General features: G+C 67.2%; 17 protein-coding genes and 3 tRNA genes. 11 read left to right on the top strand and 9 right to left on the bottom strand.

Features of this window, described 5'->3' with window-relative positions; genetic code table 11:
- Positions 1-62: 62 nt before the first annotated feature.
- From P0D77_RS13945 to P0D77_RS13955, 3 genes are all read right to left on the bottom strand, one after another.
- Complete coding sequence (locus P0D77_RS13945; RefSeq protein WP_277553711.1) at positions 63-1016, bottom strand: electron transfer flavoprotein subunit alpha/FixB family protein; 954 nt, start codon at positions 1014-1016, stop codon at positions 63-65.
- Complete coding sequence (locus P0D77_RS13950; protein WP_277553712.1) at positions 1013-1804, bottom strand: electron transfer flavoprotein subunit beta/FixA family protein; 792 nt, start codon at positions 1802-1804, stop codon at positions 1013-1015. Before P0D77_RS13950 ends, P0D77_RS13945 begins: the two co-directional genes overlap by 4 nt.
- A 120-nt stretch (positions 1805-1924) precedes the next feature.
- Positions 1925-3229 (bottom strand): helix-turn-helix transcriptional regulator, encoded by a 1305-nt coding sequence (locus P0D77_RS13955; protein ID WP_277553713.1) that lies wholly within the window; start codon positions 3227-3229, stop codon positions 1925-1927.
- Between the two features lie 180 nt (positions 3230-3409).
- Here P0D77_RS13955 and P0D77_RS13960 point away from each other — a divergent pair, with 180 nt between their 5' ends.
- Together P0D77_RS13960 and P0D77_RS13965 are read left to right on the top strand one after the other, a co-directional pair.
- A complete protein-coding gene (locus P0D77_RS13960) occupies positions 3410-4729 on the top strand; it encodes a DUF7096 domain-containing protein (RefSeq protein ID WP_277553714.1) in 1320 nt (439 codons plus the stop codon).
- 80 nt (positions 4730-4809) lie between these two features.
- Complete coding sequence (locus P0D77_RS13965) at positions 4810-5340, top strand: archaellin/type IV pilin N-terminal domain-containing protein (RefSeq protein ID WP_349770065.1); 531 nt, start codon at positions 4810-4812, stop codon at positions 5338-5340.
- 69 nt (positions 5341-5409) lie between these two features.
- Here the strand turns inward: P0D77_RS13965 and P0D77_RS13970 are convergent, their stop codons facing one another.
- On the bottom strand, positions 5410-6096 hold the full coding sequence (locus P0D77_RS13970) for a methyltransferase domain-containing protein (protein ID WP_277553715.1): 687 nt from the start codon (positions 6094-6096) through the stop codon (positions 5410-5412).
- 122 nt (positions 6097-6218) lie between these two features.
- On the opposite strand from P0D77_RS13970, the gene P0D77_RS13975 reads away from it, so the two are divergent.
- Positions 6219-6950 carry a creatininase family protein gene (locus tag P0D77_RS13975; protein WP_277555811.1) on the top strand — a complete coding sequence of 244 codons (732 nt, stop codon included), beginning with the start codon at positions 6219-6221 and terminating at the stop codon, positions 6948-6950.
- 1 nt (position 6951) lies between these two features.
- On the opposite strand, the gene P0D77_RS13980 is transcribed toward P0D77_RS13975, so the two are convergent.
- Entirely contained in the window at positions 6952-7401 is a 450-nt protein-coding gene (locus tag P0D77_RS13980; protein ID WP_277553716.1) for a DUF5790 family protein, read from the bottom strand.
- Between the two features lie 127 nt (positions 7402-7528).
- Positions 7529-7873: a dihydroneopterin aldolase family protein gene (locus tag P0D77_RS13985; RefSeq protein WP_277553717.1), complete on the bottom strand. Its 345-nt coding sequence runs from the start codon at positions 7871-7873 to the stop codon at positions 7529-7531.
- A gap of 139 nt (positions 7874-8012) precedes the next feature.
- Here P0D77_RS13985 and azf point away from each other — a divergent pair, with 139 nt between their 5' ends.
- Positions 8013-8816 carry an NAD-dependent glucose-6-phosphate dehydrogenase Azf gene (gene azf, locus P0D77_RS13990; protein WP_277553718.1) on the top strand — a complete coding sequence of 268 codons (804 nt, stop codon included), beginning with the start codon at positions 8013-8015 and terminating at the stop codon, positions 8814-8816.
- A 3-nt stretch (positions 8817-8819) separates the two neighbouring features.
- Here the strand turns inward: azf and P0D77_RS13995 are convergent, their stop codons facing one another.
- Entirely contained in the window at positions 8820-9500 is a 681-nt protein-coding gene (locus P0D77_RS13995; protein WP_277553719.1) for a DUF309 domain-containing protein, read from the bottom strand.
- 250 nt (positions 9501-9750) lie between these two features.
- Positions 9751-9823, bottom strand: a tRNA-Arg gene (locus P0D77_RS14000).
- A 130-nt stretch (positions 9824-9953) separates the two neighbouring features.
- Here P0D77_RS14000 and P0D77_RS14005 point away from each other — a divergent pair.
- The 4 genes from P0D77_RS14005 (at position 9954) to P0D77_RS14020 (ending at position 13673) form a co-directional block, all read left to right on the top strand.
- Positions 9954-10466, top strand: coding sequence for a hypothetical protein (locus P0D77_RS14005; RefSeq protein ID WP_277553720.1), 513 nt, complete (start codon positions 9954-9956; stop codon positions 10464-10466).
- Between the two features lie 208 nt (positions 10467-10674).
- Positions 10675-12120 (top strand): single-stranded DNA binding protein, encoded by a 1446-nt coding sequence (locus P0D77_RS14010; protein ID WP_277555812.1) that lies wholly within the window; start codon positions 10675-10677, stop codon positions 12118-12120.
- 108 nt (positions 12121-12228) lie between these two features.
- Positions 12229-12663, top strand: coding sequence for a histone (locus tag P0D77_RS14015; RefSeq protein WP_277553721.1), 435 nt, complete (start codon positions 12229-12231; stop codon positions 12661-12663).
- A gap of 2 nt (positions 12664-12665) precedes the next feature.
- Positions 12666-13673: a histone deacetylase family protein gene (locus P0D77_RS14020; protein WP_277553722.1), complete on the top strand. Its 1008-nt coding sequence runs from the start codon at positions 12666-12668 to the stop codon at positions 13671-13673.
- 59 nt (positions 13674-13732) lie between these two features.
- Here P0D77_RS14020 and cca read toward each other — a convergent pair whose 3' ends face one another.
- Entirely contained in the window at positions 13733-15184 is a 1452-nt protein-coding gene (gene cca / locus P0D77_RS14025) for a CCA tRNA nucleotidyltransferase (protein ID WP_277553723.1), read from the bottom strand.
- Positions 15185-15309: 125 nt separating this feature from the next.
- Between cca and P0D77_RS14030 the strand changes: the two genes are divergently transcribed.
- The 3 genes from P0D77_RS14030 (at position 15310) to P0D77_RS14040 (ending at position 16216) form a co-directional block, all read left to right on the top strand.
- Positions 15310-15382, top strand: a tRNA-Asn gene (locus tag P0D77_RS14030).
- Between the two features lie 130 nt (positions 15383-15512).
- Positions 15513-15617 (top strand) — tRNA-Ile (locus P0D77_RS14035).
- A gap of 167 nt (positions 15618-15784) precedes the next feature.
- Positions 15785-16216, top strand: coding sequence for an ester cyclase (locus tag P0D77_RS14040; protein WP_277553724.1), 432 nt, complete (start codon positions 15785-15787; stop codon positions 16214-16216).
- Positions 16217-16409 lie beyond the last annotated feature (193 nt).

Here is a 16409-nt window from a genome sequence, read left to right on the forward strand (position 1 = left end):
CCGAGCGAAAAAGAGCGTACCGGATGCGGGAGACGGGACCGGGAACGAAACGCCGGTCGCGCCTACTCGAACTGCGCGGTCAGCGCCGGCACCACGTCGAACAAGTCACCCACGATGCCGTAGTCGGCGATGTCGAAGATGGGCGCGTTCGGGTCGGTGTTGATGGCGATGATCGTCTCTGCACCCTTCATCCCGGCGACGTGTTGCACCGCGCCAGAGATACCGATGGCGAGGTAGACGTCGGGCGTCACCTGCTTGCCCGACTGCCCGACCTGCCGGTTCTTCGGAAGCCAGCCGCTGTCGACGATGGGCCGCGAGGACGACAGCGTCGCGCCCGTCGCCTCGACGAGTTCCTCGATGAGTTCGAGGTTCTCCTCCTCTTCGATGCCACGCCCGACCGAGACGAGGAACTCCGCGTCTGCGATGTCCACGTCGCCAGCGCCGACCTCTTCGAAGCCCTGCACGCGAGCGCCGGAGTCGGCCTCGTCGAAGTCGTAGTCGAACGCCTCGACGGCCACGTCGGCGGCGTCTTCGACGGCGGCCCACTCGCCGCCGCGGACGGTGACGGCGAACGGTTCCTCGCTCACCTCGACGGTCGTCTCGACCTTCGAGCCGTACATCTCGCGAGTCGCCTCCAATCCCCCGTTGTACACCAGATCGACGGCGTCCGTGACCAGCGGTACGTCGAGGCGGTTCGCGACCGCGGGCGCGTAATCGAGGCCGTTGACCGAGTTGGGCATCAACAGTGCGGTCGGCGCGATCTCGTCGTACAGCGCGGTGATCGCACCCGCGTACAGGTCGTGGTTGAACTCCGCACCGTCTGCGACGGTGTGGACGGCGTCGACTCCCTCGAGCGACAACTGGTCCGCGAACGTCGCGGTGTCGCCGCCGATAACCACGAGGTGGAGGTCACCACCCAGGTCGTCCGCGAGGTCGCGTCCGGCGCGAACGATCTCGAAACTCACGTCGCGCAGTGCGCCGCGGCGGTGGTCGGTGACGGCGAGGACGTCGCTCATTCCGACACCACCCCCTTGTTCCGGAGCACTTCAGCCAGTTGGCTCGCCTGTTCGTCGGCGTCGCCATCGAAGTACGTCGCGTCCGACTCCGTCTCGGGTTCGTACATCGCGGTCCGGGTGAGTGGCGAGGCGACCGCGTCGGCGTCGAGGCCCAACTCGCCCAGTCCGTACTCGGTAATCTCCTTGCTCTGTGCCGAACGGATGCCGCGCAGGCTGGCGTAGCGCGGTTCGTTCAGGCCGGTCTGGATCGTGAGCACCGCGGGGAAGTCGACGTCGGTGAGTTCCTCGACGCCGCCCTCCAGTTCGCGGTGGACGTGTGCCGCAGAACGGTCGTCCTCCGTCTCGAGGTGGTTGACGACCGCCGCCCAGTTAAAGCCGATGTCGTCGGCCAGCGACACGCCGGTCGCGCCGAAGCCGTCGTCGGCCGCCTGCACGCCCGTCAAGACGAGGTCGGGGTCTTCCTCCTCGACGACCGCCGAGAGGAGGCGCGTCTTCGCCGCCACGTCGAGGTCGGCGCCCGCGATGTCGTCGTCCCACACGCGGACCGCGCGGTCCACGCCCTTCGCCAGCGCCATCCGGATCGTCTCTTCGGAGCGCTCGGGACCGATGGTGACGGAGACGGTCTCGACGTCGTCGTACTCCTCGGAGAGTTGGACCGCGGCCTCGACGGCGTAGTTGTCCCACTCGTTGAGGTCGTACTCGAGGTACTGCTCCCCGATGGCTGTCCCCTCGATCTCGAAGTCGTCGGCCGCTTCCGCGACCTCCTTGACCGTGACGAGGATCTTCATCGCGCAAACCTTGCCGCGGTCGGGGGTAAACAGTTTCGAAACCAACGGGAACGAGTCACACGTTCCCACGATGCACAGCGAGTCACGAGACCACCGGACGAACGTTCGCTCGCTCCGCGGTCAGCGGCCACTCGCGGCGTCGTCGCCGTCGCCGGTCTCGTCATCCTCGTCGTCCGCGTCGTCGGCCAGCGAGATGAGGTTCTCGCGACCCAGGCGGAGTTTCTCGATGCGCCCCTCGTCGGCCATCGCCGACAGCAGTTGCGACACCTTGGCGTCCGACCACCCGGTGCCGCTGACGATGTTCGCCTGCCGCATCCGCCCGCCGTTGCGTTCGAGGAGGCGTTCGACACGCTCCTCGTCCGAGAGCAGTTCCAAGTCCTCCTCGGTGACGTCTTCCTCGTCCTCGTTTGCTGCCGCCGCTCCCGTCGCTGGTTCGTCTTGTGGGTCGGAATCTGCTGCCTCCGTGCGCTCCACCGATGCTGCTGTCGTGTCCGTTCCCGTTGGCTCACTCGATGTCCGTTCGTCTATCGAGGTATTCGCTGGCGACGCCGTGTTACCGGCGGAGTCGTCGTCGGCTCCCGGAATCGTCACCGGTGCGCTGGATCCGATGCCGGTGCGACGCATCGCCAACACACCCAGGACGACGAACAGCAACAGCGCACCGCCTACGAGCAGTTCCGTCGAGAGTTGCGGGCCGTTCACCGGGCCCGACCCGCCGGGTTCGTACCGGACGGCGATGTCGTCGGGGTCGAACTGTTGCGGTCCGTTCGCGACGATCCGGCGGTTGCTGATCGAGTAACTGAACCCCTGTGAGACGTCGCTCACCTCGTAGTTGGCGGGCGGTTCGATGACGAGTCGTTGGGAAGCCGACAGCGACCCGAACCACGTGCCGTTGTTCGGCGTCTTGAAGGCGTCACCGAGGACGAGTGCGCCGCCGTCCGTCTGCCGGAGGAAGCCCGTCCAGGTGAACTGGAGTCGGAGGACGCCCGTGCCGTTCTCCAGCGACGCCGTGTAGTTCACTCGCTCGATACCCATCTGCCGACCGGTGGCGTCCGAGGCGGACGCGGCCGCATTTCGGAACGTCTCCGCCGAGGGACCGGCATCCGAGTCGCCGGTCTCGTACGCCTGTGCGTACTCGCGGAACGCGTCTTGGTCTGCTTCACCGTCCAACGGAATCCGAGTCTCGACCGTCCACCTCGCGTCTCCGCTCTCACGCAGGGCGATGGTGAAGTTCGTGCGTGGCGTCCCGACGAGGTACGCGACGCTCGCCTCGGCAGTGGGTCCGTCGCCCGTGCCGACGGTCGACGCGACGCCAGTGGCGTCGCTCGCGGCGAGATCCGTCGGCTGGCCGGCCATCACGCCGGTCGCACCGAAGACGACGGAGCCGAGTACGACGAGCGCGGCGAGGAGGGCGACGTGCCGCATACTATACGTTCGACTCTTGGCGTTTTGGGAAAACCCTTTCCATCGGGATCCGAACACGGGCCACATCCGGCGGTTTCCGGTGACGATCAGTCGACCGAGCGGTCGCCACGGCGGAAGCGCCCGGCCGCCGCCGAACGCGGTGAGCCGGTTTTTTAATACCCCGAGCAGTACCTCTCACCCATGCGAGCTACCCCCGTCCTCCTCGCGGCCCTCCTCGTGTGCGCCGCCGTCGGCGCGAGCGCACTCCCCGCTGCCGACCGCGGGGCGTCCTCGCTCGACGCCGCCGCCACCGCGACCCCCGCAGCCACGACCGCGACGGCGAACGCGACGAGTTCCCTCAACGAGACTGGAACGATTCGGATCCTCTCGTTGGGTGCGAACGGAAGCGTCGCCGCCGGCATCGACGTGGTGTCGATCGATGCGGGAACCGCGACGTCGTTCGGGGCGAACGCCTCCGCCGCGCGGATTCGGACCATCGCCCTCCGTGAACGGATCACCGACGCGAACACCAGCGACGAACGGCAAAAGCGGATCCTCGACGGTCTCAACGAAGTCGAGAAAGACCTCATCACGCTCCACACGAGACAGCGCGAAGCGTTAGCCGCGTACGCCAGCGGCGATCTGACCGCCAAGGAGTTGTTGGTCGAACTCGGACGGATCAGAGCCACCGCGTCTGTGCTGACCGACCGCGTGGAACTGATGGGCCAACTCGCCGCCGACACCGACGAGTTCACACTCGACGACAACCGCGTCTTCCCGCTACTGTACGACCTGCGGACGTTCGACGGGCCGGTCCGGTCGCGGACGGTCGCGGCACTCAACGGCGAAGAGAGAGCGTCGACGCGAGTGTACGTCGCCGCGACGGCCGAGAGCGTCACTCTGTCGACGATCGACGATGGGCAGTACGTGCGTGAGGCGTTCCGCGGCGACCTTCGCGAACGCGACGGCAGCGGTATCAACGAGGAGGTCGCACAGAACGTGACCGCCCAGAGTTACCCAGAGATATGGGCCGCGACCGGGGGATCCATCTCCGGACAAGGCTCCGGCGGGACGTTCCAGTTCGACCTCCGATACCCGAACGGGACGCTGACCGCGTTCGTTGGTGGTGGCAGCGAACAGGTGTTCCTCGAACACCACCGGATGGACCTCGACGGCGTCGAGACCGGCGCGGCGGCGACCCGGACGCTCGACTTGACGGTTCACGTCAACCGGACGTTCCCCGGCGGCCCACTCCGGATCAACGTGACGGAACCGAACTCCGACGACCCCGTCAACGCCGTCGTGAAGGTCGGTCGTGAGGGCTCGGAGAGCCCCGAGATCGGGACGACCGGCGACGACGGCGTCCTCTGGACCGTCTCCCCACGCGGGGAGTTCGTCGTCACGGTCATCGAGGTCGGGTCCACGGACATCTCGACGATCAGAGTGACCCCGACCGAACCGCAGACGGTCGCGGACGCACTCGCGTCGAACGGGTCCGCTCGGGTCGACCCCCCGACCTGACGCGACTCGTCATCCACTGCCGCGTCGCCGGTTCGACGGTGAGCGTTTATCAGCGATGACGGAACCACGTCGACCCATCCGTGGACGAGCATCGATCCGACGAGGACTCGCCCGACAGCCGAGCCTCCGACACCAGTCCTCGCGCCGACGGCCGCGACCGTGCGGTGACGCCGACCGTCGGCGTCGTCCTCCTAGTCGCGGTCACGATTGCGCTCGCGGCGACCGTCGGTGCGGCCGCGTTGGCGACGGGCACACCGGCGTCGCCGCCGCCGACCGCCGTCGTCGACCTCAGCGTGCGTGAGACGACGCTCACGCTGACCCATCGGGCCGGGTCGCCGCTGGACGTGCGCGACCTTCGAATCGTGGTCCGCGTCGACGGCGACCGTCTCCGCTATCAGCCGCCGGTTCCGTTCTTCGCGGCCCGCGGCTTTCACGGTGGACCGACCGGGCCGTTCAACAGCGCGAGCGATCCCACCTGGAGCGCCGGCGAAACGGCGTCGCTGTCGGTCGCCGGGACGAATCGTCCACGCCTCCGCGTGGGGAGCGTCGTGCGCGTGACGCTGTACGAAGGAGAGTTCAGACTCGTCGTCGTTCGAGCGGTTGTGAGATGAGTACCCGTTGCCGCGAGGACGGTGGGTGAAGTGGCGCGGACCGCAGGTGGAGGCTCCCGCGTGACCTGCTCAGTCGTCGGTCGGCGTCGGTTCGTCCGCGGCTTCGGCCGCGTCGGCACGTTCGTCCGCGTCGTCGGTCTTGGGAACGGTCGCGACGGTGGTGATGGCGCGGGGCGTGCCGCGGTGGCGCTGCTGGATGAAGTGGCGCATCTCCTCGAAGCCGGCCTCGCGGAACATCGCCTCGGCCTCCTCGGCGTCGTAGAACAGCATAATGGCGTCCGCGAGCTTCTGGAACACCGAGAGCTTCGGGTAGTCTGGGCCGACGACGAGGACGGTGCCACCGGGCTTGGTGACGCGACGGAACTCCCGGAGTGCGGCGATCGGGTCGGGCCAGTACTCGATGGAGCCAGACGACCACAGTTTGTCGAAGGAGTCGTCTTTGAACGGCAGGCGCTCGGCGTCGCCCATGTGGAAGTGGACCTTCCCGTGTTTGCCGAACTTTTTGAACGCCTGCTCGAACTGCCCGCGCGACTGGTCCAGCGCGTACACTTCGTCGACGTGGTTGAGGAGACCCTCGGTGGCGAACCCGGTGCCCGCACCCACGTCGAGGACGCGGTCGTCGGGGTCAGCGTCGAACCACTCCAGCGCCTGGTTGCGCATCCGGTCGTCCCAGATGTACGGATTGATCGTGTCGTAGACGCGCGAGAAGTACCGATAAAACAGCCGCGCGTTGTCCTTGTCCTCGAGGATTCCCATTGGCTACACCTTGGGTCGGATCGGTCATAACCCCCACGGAACTGTAACCGGCAGCGATGGTCGCCCGGAACCGCGAGCGCATCACAGGCGGCTACAAGTTCGGGGCGTCCGCAGGTGGTCGTATGCACCTCTCGGAGGCGACGTGGACCGACGTCCGCGACGCCGACATCGACGCCGCACTGGTGCCGATCGGCAGCACGGAACAGCACGGCCCGCACGCTCCGCTGGGAACCGACGCACTGACTGCGGAGACGGTCGCCGCGGCCGCGAGCGACCGCTGGAGCCGCGAGGGCACCCTGCTCGTGGCACCGCCAGTTCACGTCGGCGTCGCCGAGGAACACCGGGCGTTCGACGGGACGCTGTGGGTGTCGCCGGACACCTTCCGTGCGTACGTCCGCGAGACCGTCGAGAGCCTCGCGCACCACGGTATCGACCGCGTCGTCCTCGCCAACGGCCACGGCGGCAACGTCGAGGCGCTGGCAGAAGTCGCCCGGCGCGTCTCCCGCGACGCCGACACCGACGCCTACGCCGTCTCGTTCACGTGGTTCGAGGCGGTCGGCGAACACACCAGTCGGATGGGCCACGCGGGGCCGCTGGAGACGGCGATGCTTCGACACCTCGCGCCCGAGTTGGTTCGAGAAGACCGGATCGAGGAGGCGCGGGCGGGCGGGAGCGACCGCTGGGGAGAGTGGGTTCGCGGGGTGAACCTCGCGCACGACAGCGACGAGTTCAGCGAGAACGGCACCGTCGGCGACCCCAGCGCGGGGGACGCGGAGTTGGGGGCGGAGTTGCTCGACCGCGCGAGCGACGCGCTGGTCGACGTGGCGGGAGCGGTCGTCGACCGCGGCCGCTGAGTTACGCCTCGGCTTCTTCGCTCTCGGCGTCGTCGGCTTCCGCGTCCGTGTCGACGCCCTCGGCGTGGGCGTCTTCGAGGTCACTTTTCAATTGCGGGACCACGCTCGTGAGTTCGCCCACCTGGTCGTGGGCCTCTTCGAGCGTCTCGACGAGTTCCTGCAGCGACTCGATTTCGTCGGCCAAGGCCTCGTCGTCCTCGAACGCGCCGGCGCGTTCGCCCATCACGTACTGCTTTTTCGCCTGCCTGAGTTCGTCGACGGCGTCACCCGTATCGAGCGCCGAGCGGAGGCCGTTGAGCGCTCCGAGGATGTTCTCGGCGTCCGTCTCCCAGACGGCGTCCGCGGTCGGGAGTTTCGACTTCGCGCTCGTCAGGTGCTCGCGCACGTCCGCACGCATCTCGTCGGCCGCTTCTCCGAACAGGTCGTCGTCGTCGAAGGTAGACTGCGCCATACCATCGGGTTCGCGGCGACCCTTCTTAAGCGGTCGCCCGAAAGTGAAAGTGAAATCGTGCCCCACGGTCGTCGTCTCGCCCGGATTCGGCGTTCGCTCGTCGGTGTCGCTGCGATCTCACTCCGCCTCAGTCGTCGACGACCTCGACGAGTTTCATCAGGGGGTAGCCGTCTTCCATCTCCATCCGCGTGCGCACGGTCACGTCCTCGTACTCGATGCGCATCTCTACCTCCATCAGGTGGCCCGACAACTCGGTGTAGCCGTTCTCGTGGTCGATGTCTGCGGCCACGGCGTCGTCGTCGATGTCGACGGCGACGGCCGCGCAGTACGGTTGGTTCTCGATGGACTCGGCGATAGCCGTCTCCAGCGACCGCGTGCTCCGCGGCGAGACGGGCGTCCCCGCGAACTGGTGGTACAGCGATCCGAACTTGATCCCGGCCTCGAAACACGCCTGCTGTGCGTCGGTGGTCACAGTCGACGGAGGGGGGCGTCCCCCAAAGGCGTACCGAGGAGTGACTGTCTCAGCGGCCCGCGAGGAGACCTGTCAACGCGGATGCGCTCGTTCGCCGAACCGCACCTTACTTACCCGCGGTCGTCGGATACTCGACCGAATGGACGAACCGGTCTTGCTCACCGGGGCGGGCGGCCGCGTCGGGCGTGCGATCCTCGCCGGAATCGGCGAGGCGTACGACTGGCGGTTGCTCGACCGCGAACCGCTCTCGGCCGCGTCGCTCCCGTCGGGCGTCTCCGCCGACGAGGTCGTCGTCGCGGACGTGACCGACGAGACCGCCGTTCGTGATGCCGTCGACGGCGTCGGCGCGGTCATCCACCTCGCGGGCGACCCCCGGCCCAACGCGCCGTGGGACTCCGTGCTCACGAACAACATCGACGGGACACAGACGATACTGCAGGCCGCCGCCGACACCGGCGTCGACCGCTTCGTCTTCGCCTCCTCGAACCACGCGGTCGGTGCGTACGAAACCGACGAGCGCACCCCCGAGATATACCGCACGGACGACGAGTATCGCCTCGACGGGACGGAACTCCCCCGCCCGTCGAACCTCTACGGCGTCTCGAAGGCAACCGGCGAGACGCTCGGGCGCTACTACCACGACACCGAGGACCTGTCCGTCGCGTGTGTCCGCATCGGCAACCTCACGAAGGGACACCCGCCCAAGGAGTACGAACGCGGGCAGGCGATGTGGCTGTCGCACCGCGACTGCGCACATCTGTTCGACCGCTGTCTCCAAGCCGAGTACGACTACGAAATCGTCTACGGCATCTCTGACAACGATCGCAAGTACTACTCGATCAAGCGGGCGCAGGAGGTTCTCGGCTACGACCCGCAGGACAACTCTGCCCACTACACCTTCGGCGGCGAACCGAAGGAAGAAGCCGAACCCGACTCGCCGTAACGCTCAGAACAGTCCGTCCACGTCCTCTTCTTTCCGCCGCTCTTTGTCGACCATCCCCGAGAGTCGGTCGTACACCAGCCTCCGCTCCTGCGGTGTGTCCACGCGCACGAGATCGAACAGCAGCGCCGCGAACCGAGAGCGCCCAACACGCTCCTCTTCGCGCGCGAATCGTGCGGCGTCGGCGACGGTGTCGACGTCGAGGCCGTACTCTGCGGCGAGTGCTTCGGCTGCAAGCGACGCTGCCCCGAGGGTGAGCGACTCCGGCGTGACGCGACTCCCACCGTGGAGTAGCGGTGGTGCCGGACCGCGTTCGACGCGTTCGGGGTCCGACTCGATCCGAGCGAGGGCGGCACGGACCGCGACCACGTCGACGCCGCGGTAGTCGGCGGGGTGGTCGGCGAGGTACTCGCGTGCGCTCTCTGCGAGGCCGACCGCACCGGACCAGTTGCGGTCGCGAGCGTGGTACTGTGCGGCAGTGAACTGGATCAGGCCGTGGAACAGTCGGTCGTCACGAGCGAGCGTGTCGTCTGCGTTGCTTGCGTCGTCGTCGCTGGCGGCCCTAATGTCCAGCCACACGTCCTCCCAGGGGTCGTGGGCGGCGTGGAACTCCCCCGCGGTGTAGAGCGCGATGCCCGCGCGGAGTGCGGCACGGCGAGTCGACTCGCTCGGGACGCTGTCGATCACGGGTCGGCGTTCGCGGCGCGCGTACTTGTCGTGTCGGTCTCGGCGTTCGAAAGGCGCAGACGACTCGCTACCGCTCGCTCGTTCGCTGCTCAAATCTCCGTGAATAGAACGACAGCCGCGCCGCGTCGTGTGAGCGACAGAAGTCGCTCGAAGTGTGGCGGCGCGGAAGAACGTCCGGACGGAGTTCACGCGAGCGTAGCGAGTGTGAACACGGACAGACGTGGCTGAACGAACGAAGTGAGTGAAGGAACGTCCGGACGGAGATTTGAACTCCGGTCCCTGGCTCCGCAAGCCAAGAGGATAGTCCACTACCCTACCCGGACTCATCTCAACCGACGCCAGCGCTACGTAAAGGGGTTCCGATTCGATTGACCCGTGTGCCCGGCCACCGTGACACAAACACGAGTTTGTCTCTCCCGCGACCTTTTGCCGCCGGGCCGAGACAGCCGACATATGGACAGACGGACGTTCGTCGTCGCGGCGGCGACCGCCGCATCGACCGCGCTAGCGGGGTGTACTGGGGGGTCGGCAGGTGGCGGTGGTGGGGACGGAGACGATGAGGACGGAGCGGAAGACACGCCGACGGCGACTACGGACGCGCCCGCAACCGAGACCGCTACGGGCGACCCGTCCATCAGCAACCGCTCGTTCGAGCGTACCGGCGACGCGAGCGAACAAGCAGAGTCCGCGAGCGTCGCGTTCGGCGAGGATCGTGTCACCTGTACGGGCGTCATCCGCGGGAAGAACGGCTGTATGGAGGCGTCACTGGAGTCGGCTACCTACGAGGCCGGAACGCTCCGCGTCCGCGTGACGACGACGAAGGAGGGCGGCGACGTGTGCACGCAACAGCTCGTCTACCGCGGGTACGAGGCCGTCGTCGACTTCGACGGCGGACTCCCGAACCGCGTCGTCGTCGAACACGCTTCGATGGGCGAGACGCGAACGGTCACCGAGACGACGCGGTAGGAACGCCCACACGAGCGACGGTGTTGGGGTCGTCGCCCTCGCGTGACCGGCGGCGAACCCTCAAATACCATCCCGACACAGGCGGCGTATGACCGAACGCGGGCCCGCTGCGGGAGTTGACTCGGCCGAAGAAACCGAGCGACCGCGTGGCGAATCCGGACGAACGGGAACCCTTATGCGCGAGACTGACTTGGGACAGGATACGATTATGGGCGCTATCGAGGACGTCTACGAGGAGTTGGACGCCGACGTCCCCTTCGAGGAGTTCGAGGCTGCCGTCGAGCAGAAAGTCGACGATATGGGCGGACTCGCCGACGAGGAGACGGCGGCGATGCTCATCGCGCACGAACTCCGCGACGAGGAGGTCAACAGCGTCGCCGACATCGAACCGGGGATGGACGACGTGAAGTTCCTCGCGAAGGTGATGAAGGTCGGCGAAGTGCGAACCTTCGAACGCGACGGCGAGGACGACGACGGCCACGTCCTCAACGTCGAGGTGGCCGACGAGTCCGGGCGCGTCACCATCTCGCTGTGGGATCAGGTCGCCGTCGACGCGAAGGAGAACCTCCAGACGGGCGACGTGCTTCGGATTATGGGCCGACCCAAAGAAGGGTTCAGCGGCCTCGAAGTCGCCGTCGACAAGGTCGAACCCGACGAGGACGCCGAAGTCGACGTGGAGGCCATCGAGCAGTACCGCGTCGAGGATCTGACGATGGGTGCGTCGGACGTCGACCTGCTTGGCGTCGTCCTCGACACCGACACCGTCCGCACGTTCGACCGCGACGACGGCTCCGAGGGGAAGGTGTCGAACCTCACTCTCGGCGACGAGACGGGCCGCGTCCGCGTCACGATGTGGGACGAGATGGCCGACCGCGTCGAGGAACTGACGGCCGGACAGACCGTCGAGGTGGTCGACGGCTACGTCCGCGAACGCGACGGCGACCTCGAACTCCACGTCGGATCGCGTGGCGCGGTCGAGGAAGTCGACGCCGACGTAGAGTACGTCCCCGAGACGACCGACATCGCGAATCTGGAACTGGAGGACGTGGTCGACGTCGCCGGCGGCGTCATCGAGACGAGCGAGAAGCGCACGTTCGACCGCGACGACGGCTCACAGGGCCAGGTACGCAACGTCCGCATCAAAGACGACACCGGCGAGATACGGGTGGCGCTGTGGGGCGACAAGGCCGACCGCGACATCGACCTCGCCGACAAGGTGGTGTTCACCGACGTCGAGATCCAGGACGGCTGGCAGGACGACCTCGAAGCCTCCGCCGGGTGGCGCTCCTCGGTCACGGTGTTGGAGGACGCCGACGGGAGCAGTGCGGGCGCTGGCGGTGGCTCTGCCGACCGCGACGCGGGGCAGGGTGGTCTCGATTCGTTCGATTCGGGCGGAAGCGACACCGAATCCCCGTCGGGCGGCGGCGGAGCGGCGGCGGCCACCGCCGAGACGGCGAGCGAGGAGGCGACCGACGATACGGGCGGCGTCGTCGAGTTCACCGGGACGGTCGTGCAGGCGGGCGACCCGGTCGTCCTTGACGACGGCACGCAGACGCGGTCGGTGAAGACCAGCGCGAACCTCCGACTCGGCGAGGAGGTCACCGTACGCGGCGTCGAAGAAGACGGGACTATCGACGCCGACGACGTGTTCTGACCGCTCTCGCTTGCAGAGTTCGATCGGCAGGCGTTCGGTCGGTTGCTGTCCGCCCGAGCGTATCGACAAGGGGAAACCGTTATACTCGCCACAGTCCGGCGTATGTGTATGACTGTCGAGTTGCCGTTCGCGCCCGTCGACGACGTCATCCGTCGCAACGCGGGTGACCTCCGGGTGAGCGCCGGCGCGGCCGAAGAGTTGGCCGGTCGCGTCCAGCGACACGGCGCGACGCTGGCCGTCGACGCGGCCGAACGGGCGGCGGCCGACGGACGCAAGACGCTGATGCCGTCCGACTTCGGGGTCGAACAGGTAATCGACCGCTCGGAGTTGACGCTCCCTATCGCGCCCGTCGACCGCATCGCGCGACTCGACATCGACGACTCCTACCGCGTCTCGATGGACGCCCGCGTCGCCCTCGCGGACATCCTCGAAGACTACGCCGACAACGTCGCCCGCGCGGCGGCGGTGTTGGCACGCCACGCCGACCGACGAACCGTCCAAGCCGACGACATCGAGACGTACTTCGCGCTGTTCGAGGGCTAACGATGCGGTTCGGCTACAGCGAACTGTGTCTCGACCACGACACCGGCGAGCGACATCCCGAGAACCCCGACCGCCTGCGTGCGATCCGCGAGGGGCTGAAACGGAAGCACGGCGTCGAGTACGTCGAGGCCGACCCCGCCGGCCGCGACGCCATCGACGCGGTCCACGACACCGACTACGTCGACGAGGTGGTCGAGTTCTGCGAGTCGGGCGGCGGCAACTGGGACCCGGACACGGTCGCCTCCGGTGGGACGTGGGCCGCCGCCCGCGCCGCGGCCGGGCAGGCGCAGTGGGCTGCCAAGGAGGGGTTAGCTAACGACCCCGGCCGGCGGACGCCGTTCGCACTCGGACGCCCCCCGGGCCACCACGCCGTCGAGGCGGACGCGATGGGCTTCTGTTTCGTCAACAACGTCGCCGTCGCGGCCCAGTCGGTCATCGACGACGGCCTCGCCGACCGCGTCGCCATCTTCGACTGGGACGTCCACCACGGCAACGGCACGCAGGACATCTTCTACGACCGCGGCGACGTCCTCTACAGTTCCATCCACGAAGACGGCCTCTACCCGGGCACGGGCGCGGTCGACGAGACAGGAGAAGGCGACGGTGAGGGGGCGACGCTGAACGTTCCCCTGCCCGCGGGCGCGGGCGACGCCGACTTCCTCGCGGCCATCGACGACGTGATATCGCCCGTCGTCGACCGCTTCGACGCGGACCTCTTGCTCATCTCCGCGGGCTTCGACGCCCACCGCCACGACCCAATCTCGCGGATGCGCGTCTCCACCGAGGGGTATGCGCTGATGACCCAGCGGATGCGGACGCTCGCTGAGATGACCGACACGGGTCTCGGCTTCGTACTGGAGGGCGGCTACGGACTGGACACGCTCTCGGAGGGTGTCGCGATGGTCCACGAGACGTTCGACGGTCGCCCGCCCATCGAACCCGACAAAGATCCCGAAGACCGCACGGAACCGTTGCTCACGGACCTGCGCGAACAGTTCGAGTTGGAGTAAGACCGAACGCCGAATCACCGAGCAGCCAGATCGCCGACTCGATCGACCGCGCCCGTGACTCAGACCGACGGCTCGAAGTATCCACGTAGATCCACACCGAACGACCCGTGGGTGCCGTCGACGAGTGACGCGATATCTTCGCCCGCGAGCACGTCGTATCCCCGCTCTAGTGCCGATTCCACGCGTGCACCGAGCGCCGCGTCGAACAGGCGGTCCGACGACAGCACGGCGACCGCGTCACGTTCCGCTTGTGGTCGCTGGCGTTCGACGACGTAGCGGCCGTCGTCGACGAACGGGCCGTAGGCGTCGGGGTCGTCGGCGTACTTGTCGTAGAAGCCGGCGGCGTGGTCGCGGACGTGGACGGGCGGGCCATCGTGGCGTTCGACCGCGGGTAAGGTTCGAGTGGCGAGTTCGACGAGTAGGACCGCGCGGCGAGCGTCCGCTGAGTCGCCGCCGTCGTTCGGGCGTTCGGCCGCGAACGTCGCTGCGCGAAGCACGTCGAACCCGCGCCCGGAAAGTTCGCGTTCGATGCCAGCGAGCGAGCGTCGCAGTTGCGGGTACAGTTGGTCGTCGACGAGATCAGGCGCATCGAAGACGACCGCGACCGGATCGGTCCCGCGACGGGCGACGTGGTCGCGGACGGACGCGGCGTCGATGGGAGCCGACTCGGCCGGGAAGAACGGCTCCGTTCGAGGGTTCGAGAGGAGGTCACGGGCGTGGTGTTGCAAGCGCGCGAGGTTGTCGCCCGACAGCACCGCCGCGACGTTGCGTTCGGGGTCGGTCGGGTCGATGACCACGAGTGGGTCGTCGAACTCCGCTGTGCCGTGTTCCTCAGGGTCGAATCGGACCGGCGGGTGCCAGTCGGCAACAGCTTCGAGCGTCTCGCGGACGCCGCCGTGTTCGAGGACGAGCAGTTCCGTGAGGTAGCCGGAGAAACCACGGGTGCGGAGGTTACTGCCGTAGACGCCGATGCCCTTCAGGAACGCCTTCAGGACGCGAACGTCTCCCGCGAGGTCGCCGTCGAGGCGTGCCGAGAGGTACTCGTTGTGGAACGGGGTTCGGTCGACGGCCGACCGTATCTCGGTCGCGGATTCGACGGCGTAACACGGGACCAAGTCCACGTCGAAGCCGTCGACGCTGCCGACGACGTACGGGTGCTCGGCGTACTCCTCCTCGCCGTCGGGGAGGACGGCGTGGCCGACGCGAAGGCCGTATCGCTCCAAGTCCTCTCGTGAGACGTCGGTCGGGAAGCGCACGAACAGGTCGATGTCGCGGTCGCCCGCGAGCCACGTCCCTCGCGCGGTCGACCCGACGGTGAACACGTCTGCCTCGTCGGCGGGCGCGGGCAGGTCCGCGACGGCAGCGGCGGTTCGCTCGCGCAAGTCCGCAGCGGCGGCGTCCAGCCGCTCGCGTTCCGCCTCGTCGGGCGTCACCCGCCGGCGAACCGCGGCGACCACGGCTTCGAGGTCGCCGGAAGAGTCACCGGCGTCGCCCGCCTCCGGATCGGTCATACACGGGCGTTCCCGCGGGCGGGTAACGAGCGTGTCGGTCCCCGGCCTGCAGTGTGTGAATCACCCGCTTGCGTCGGGGCGAAACGAAAGCACTTTCAAATTCACCCCGGTACATACGGATGCGAGCCGAAGTAGCTCAGCTGGTAGAGCGCCTCGCTGTTAACGAGGTGGTCCCAGGTTCGAGTCCTGGCTTCGGCGCTTCTTCACGTTCCAACCCAACTACTGTGAGGGCTGGTGTCGCGTTCGGTACACACCCTCGACACGGCGTCGACTGACGCCGAATCGGAAGGGAACCTTCTTCCCGACCGATGAGCAACCACGAGACAGAGGGCCCTTAGCTTAGTCTGGTATAGCACCCGGCTCATACTCCGGTCGGTTCTTCGCCGCCGGATGGGCCACCGGGCGGTCGAGGGTTCAAATCCCTCAGGGCCCAGTTCTCGTGACGCATCTGTGGAGTCCACGGCGACGAGTACGCGGATCAGCCGTCCAGACGACGCACCACACAGCTATGCGTATGATGTATGATGGTCGCAACACACGCGATGCGGCCGCTTCTGGAAACAACCGACTTCCTGTTGGTGTGCCAATATATATTCGCAGATGTCTACCCAACAAGACCAAAATCGAGAGACAGCAGAGCGCATCAACGGCGCGTTCGTCGACGCGTACAACACCGGCGCGACGGGCCTCATCGACGACGTCGTCACAGACGACTTCGTCTGCCACCACCTCGCGGCGGGGCAGGACCTCCACGGTGCCGACGGCTACAAGCCTCGGATCACGGAACTCCGAGCGGCGATTCCCGACTTCCATATGGAACTCGAGGAGATGATCGTCGAGGGCAATATGAGCGCGGGGCACTACACGTGGGGCGGCACACACGAGAACGAACTGATGGGCGTCCCCGGAACCGGGAAGACCATCGAGACGACCAGTATGACGATGATGCGGATGGAGGGCGACAAGATGGCCGAGATGTGGGTGTACGGCGACGGCCGCGGCCTGCAGGAGCAACTCGGTATCACGCGCTGACGACGACGGAACGTGATACCAGTGCGGTCGCTTCGACCGCACAGGAGCGACGCGGCCGCGTGACGGTCTCCTCGACACTAGTTCTCACTGTAGCCGTGTAGACCCCTCTTAGCAAGCGATTTTCCGGTCGCACGGGACCACGCTGTACGGACGACCAGGGGAGTATCGTACCGCCGGAGCGACCGACCGGCGG

It is taken from the genome of Halobaculum limi, from assembly GCF_029490015.1.
Taxonomy (GTDB): Archaea; Halobacteriota; Halobacteria; order Halobacteriales; family Haloferacaceae; genus Halobaculum; species Halobaculum limi.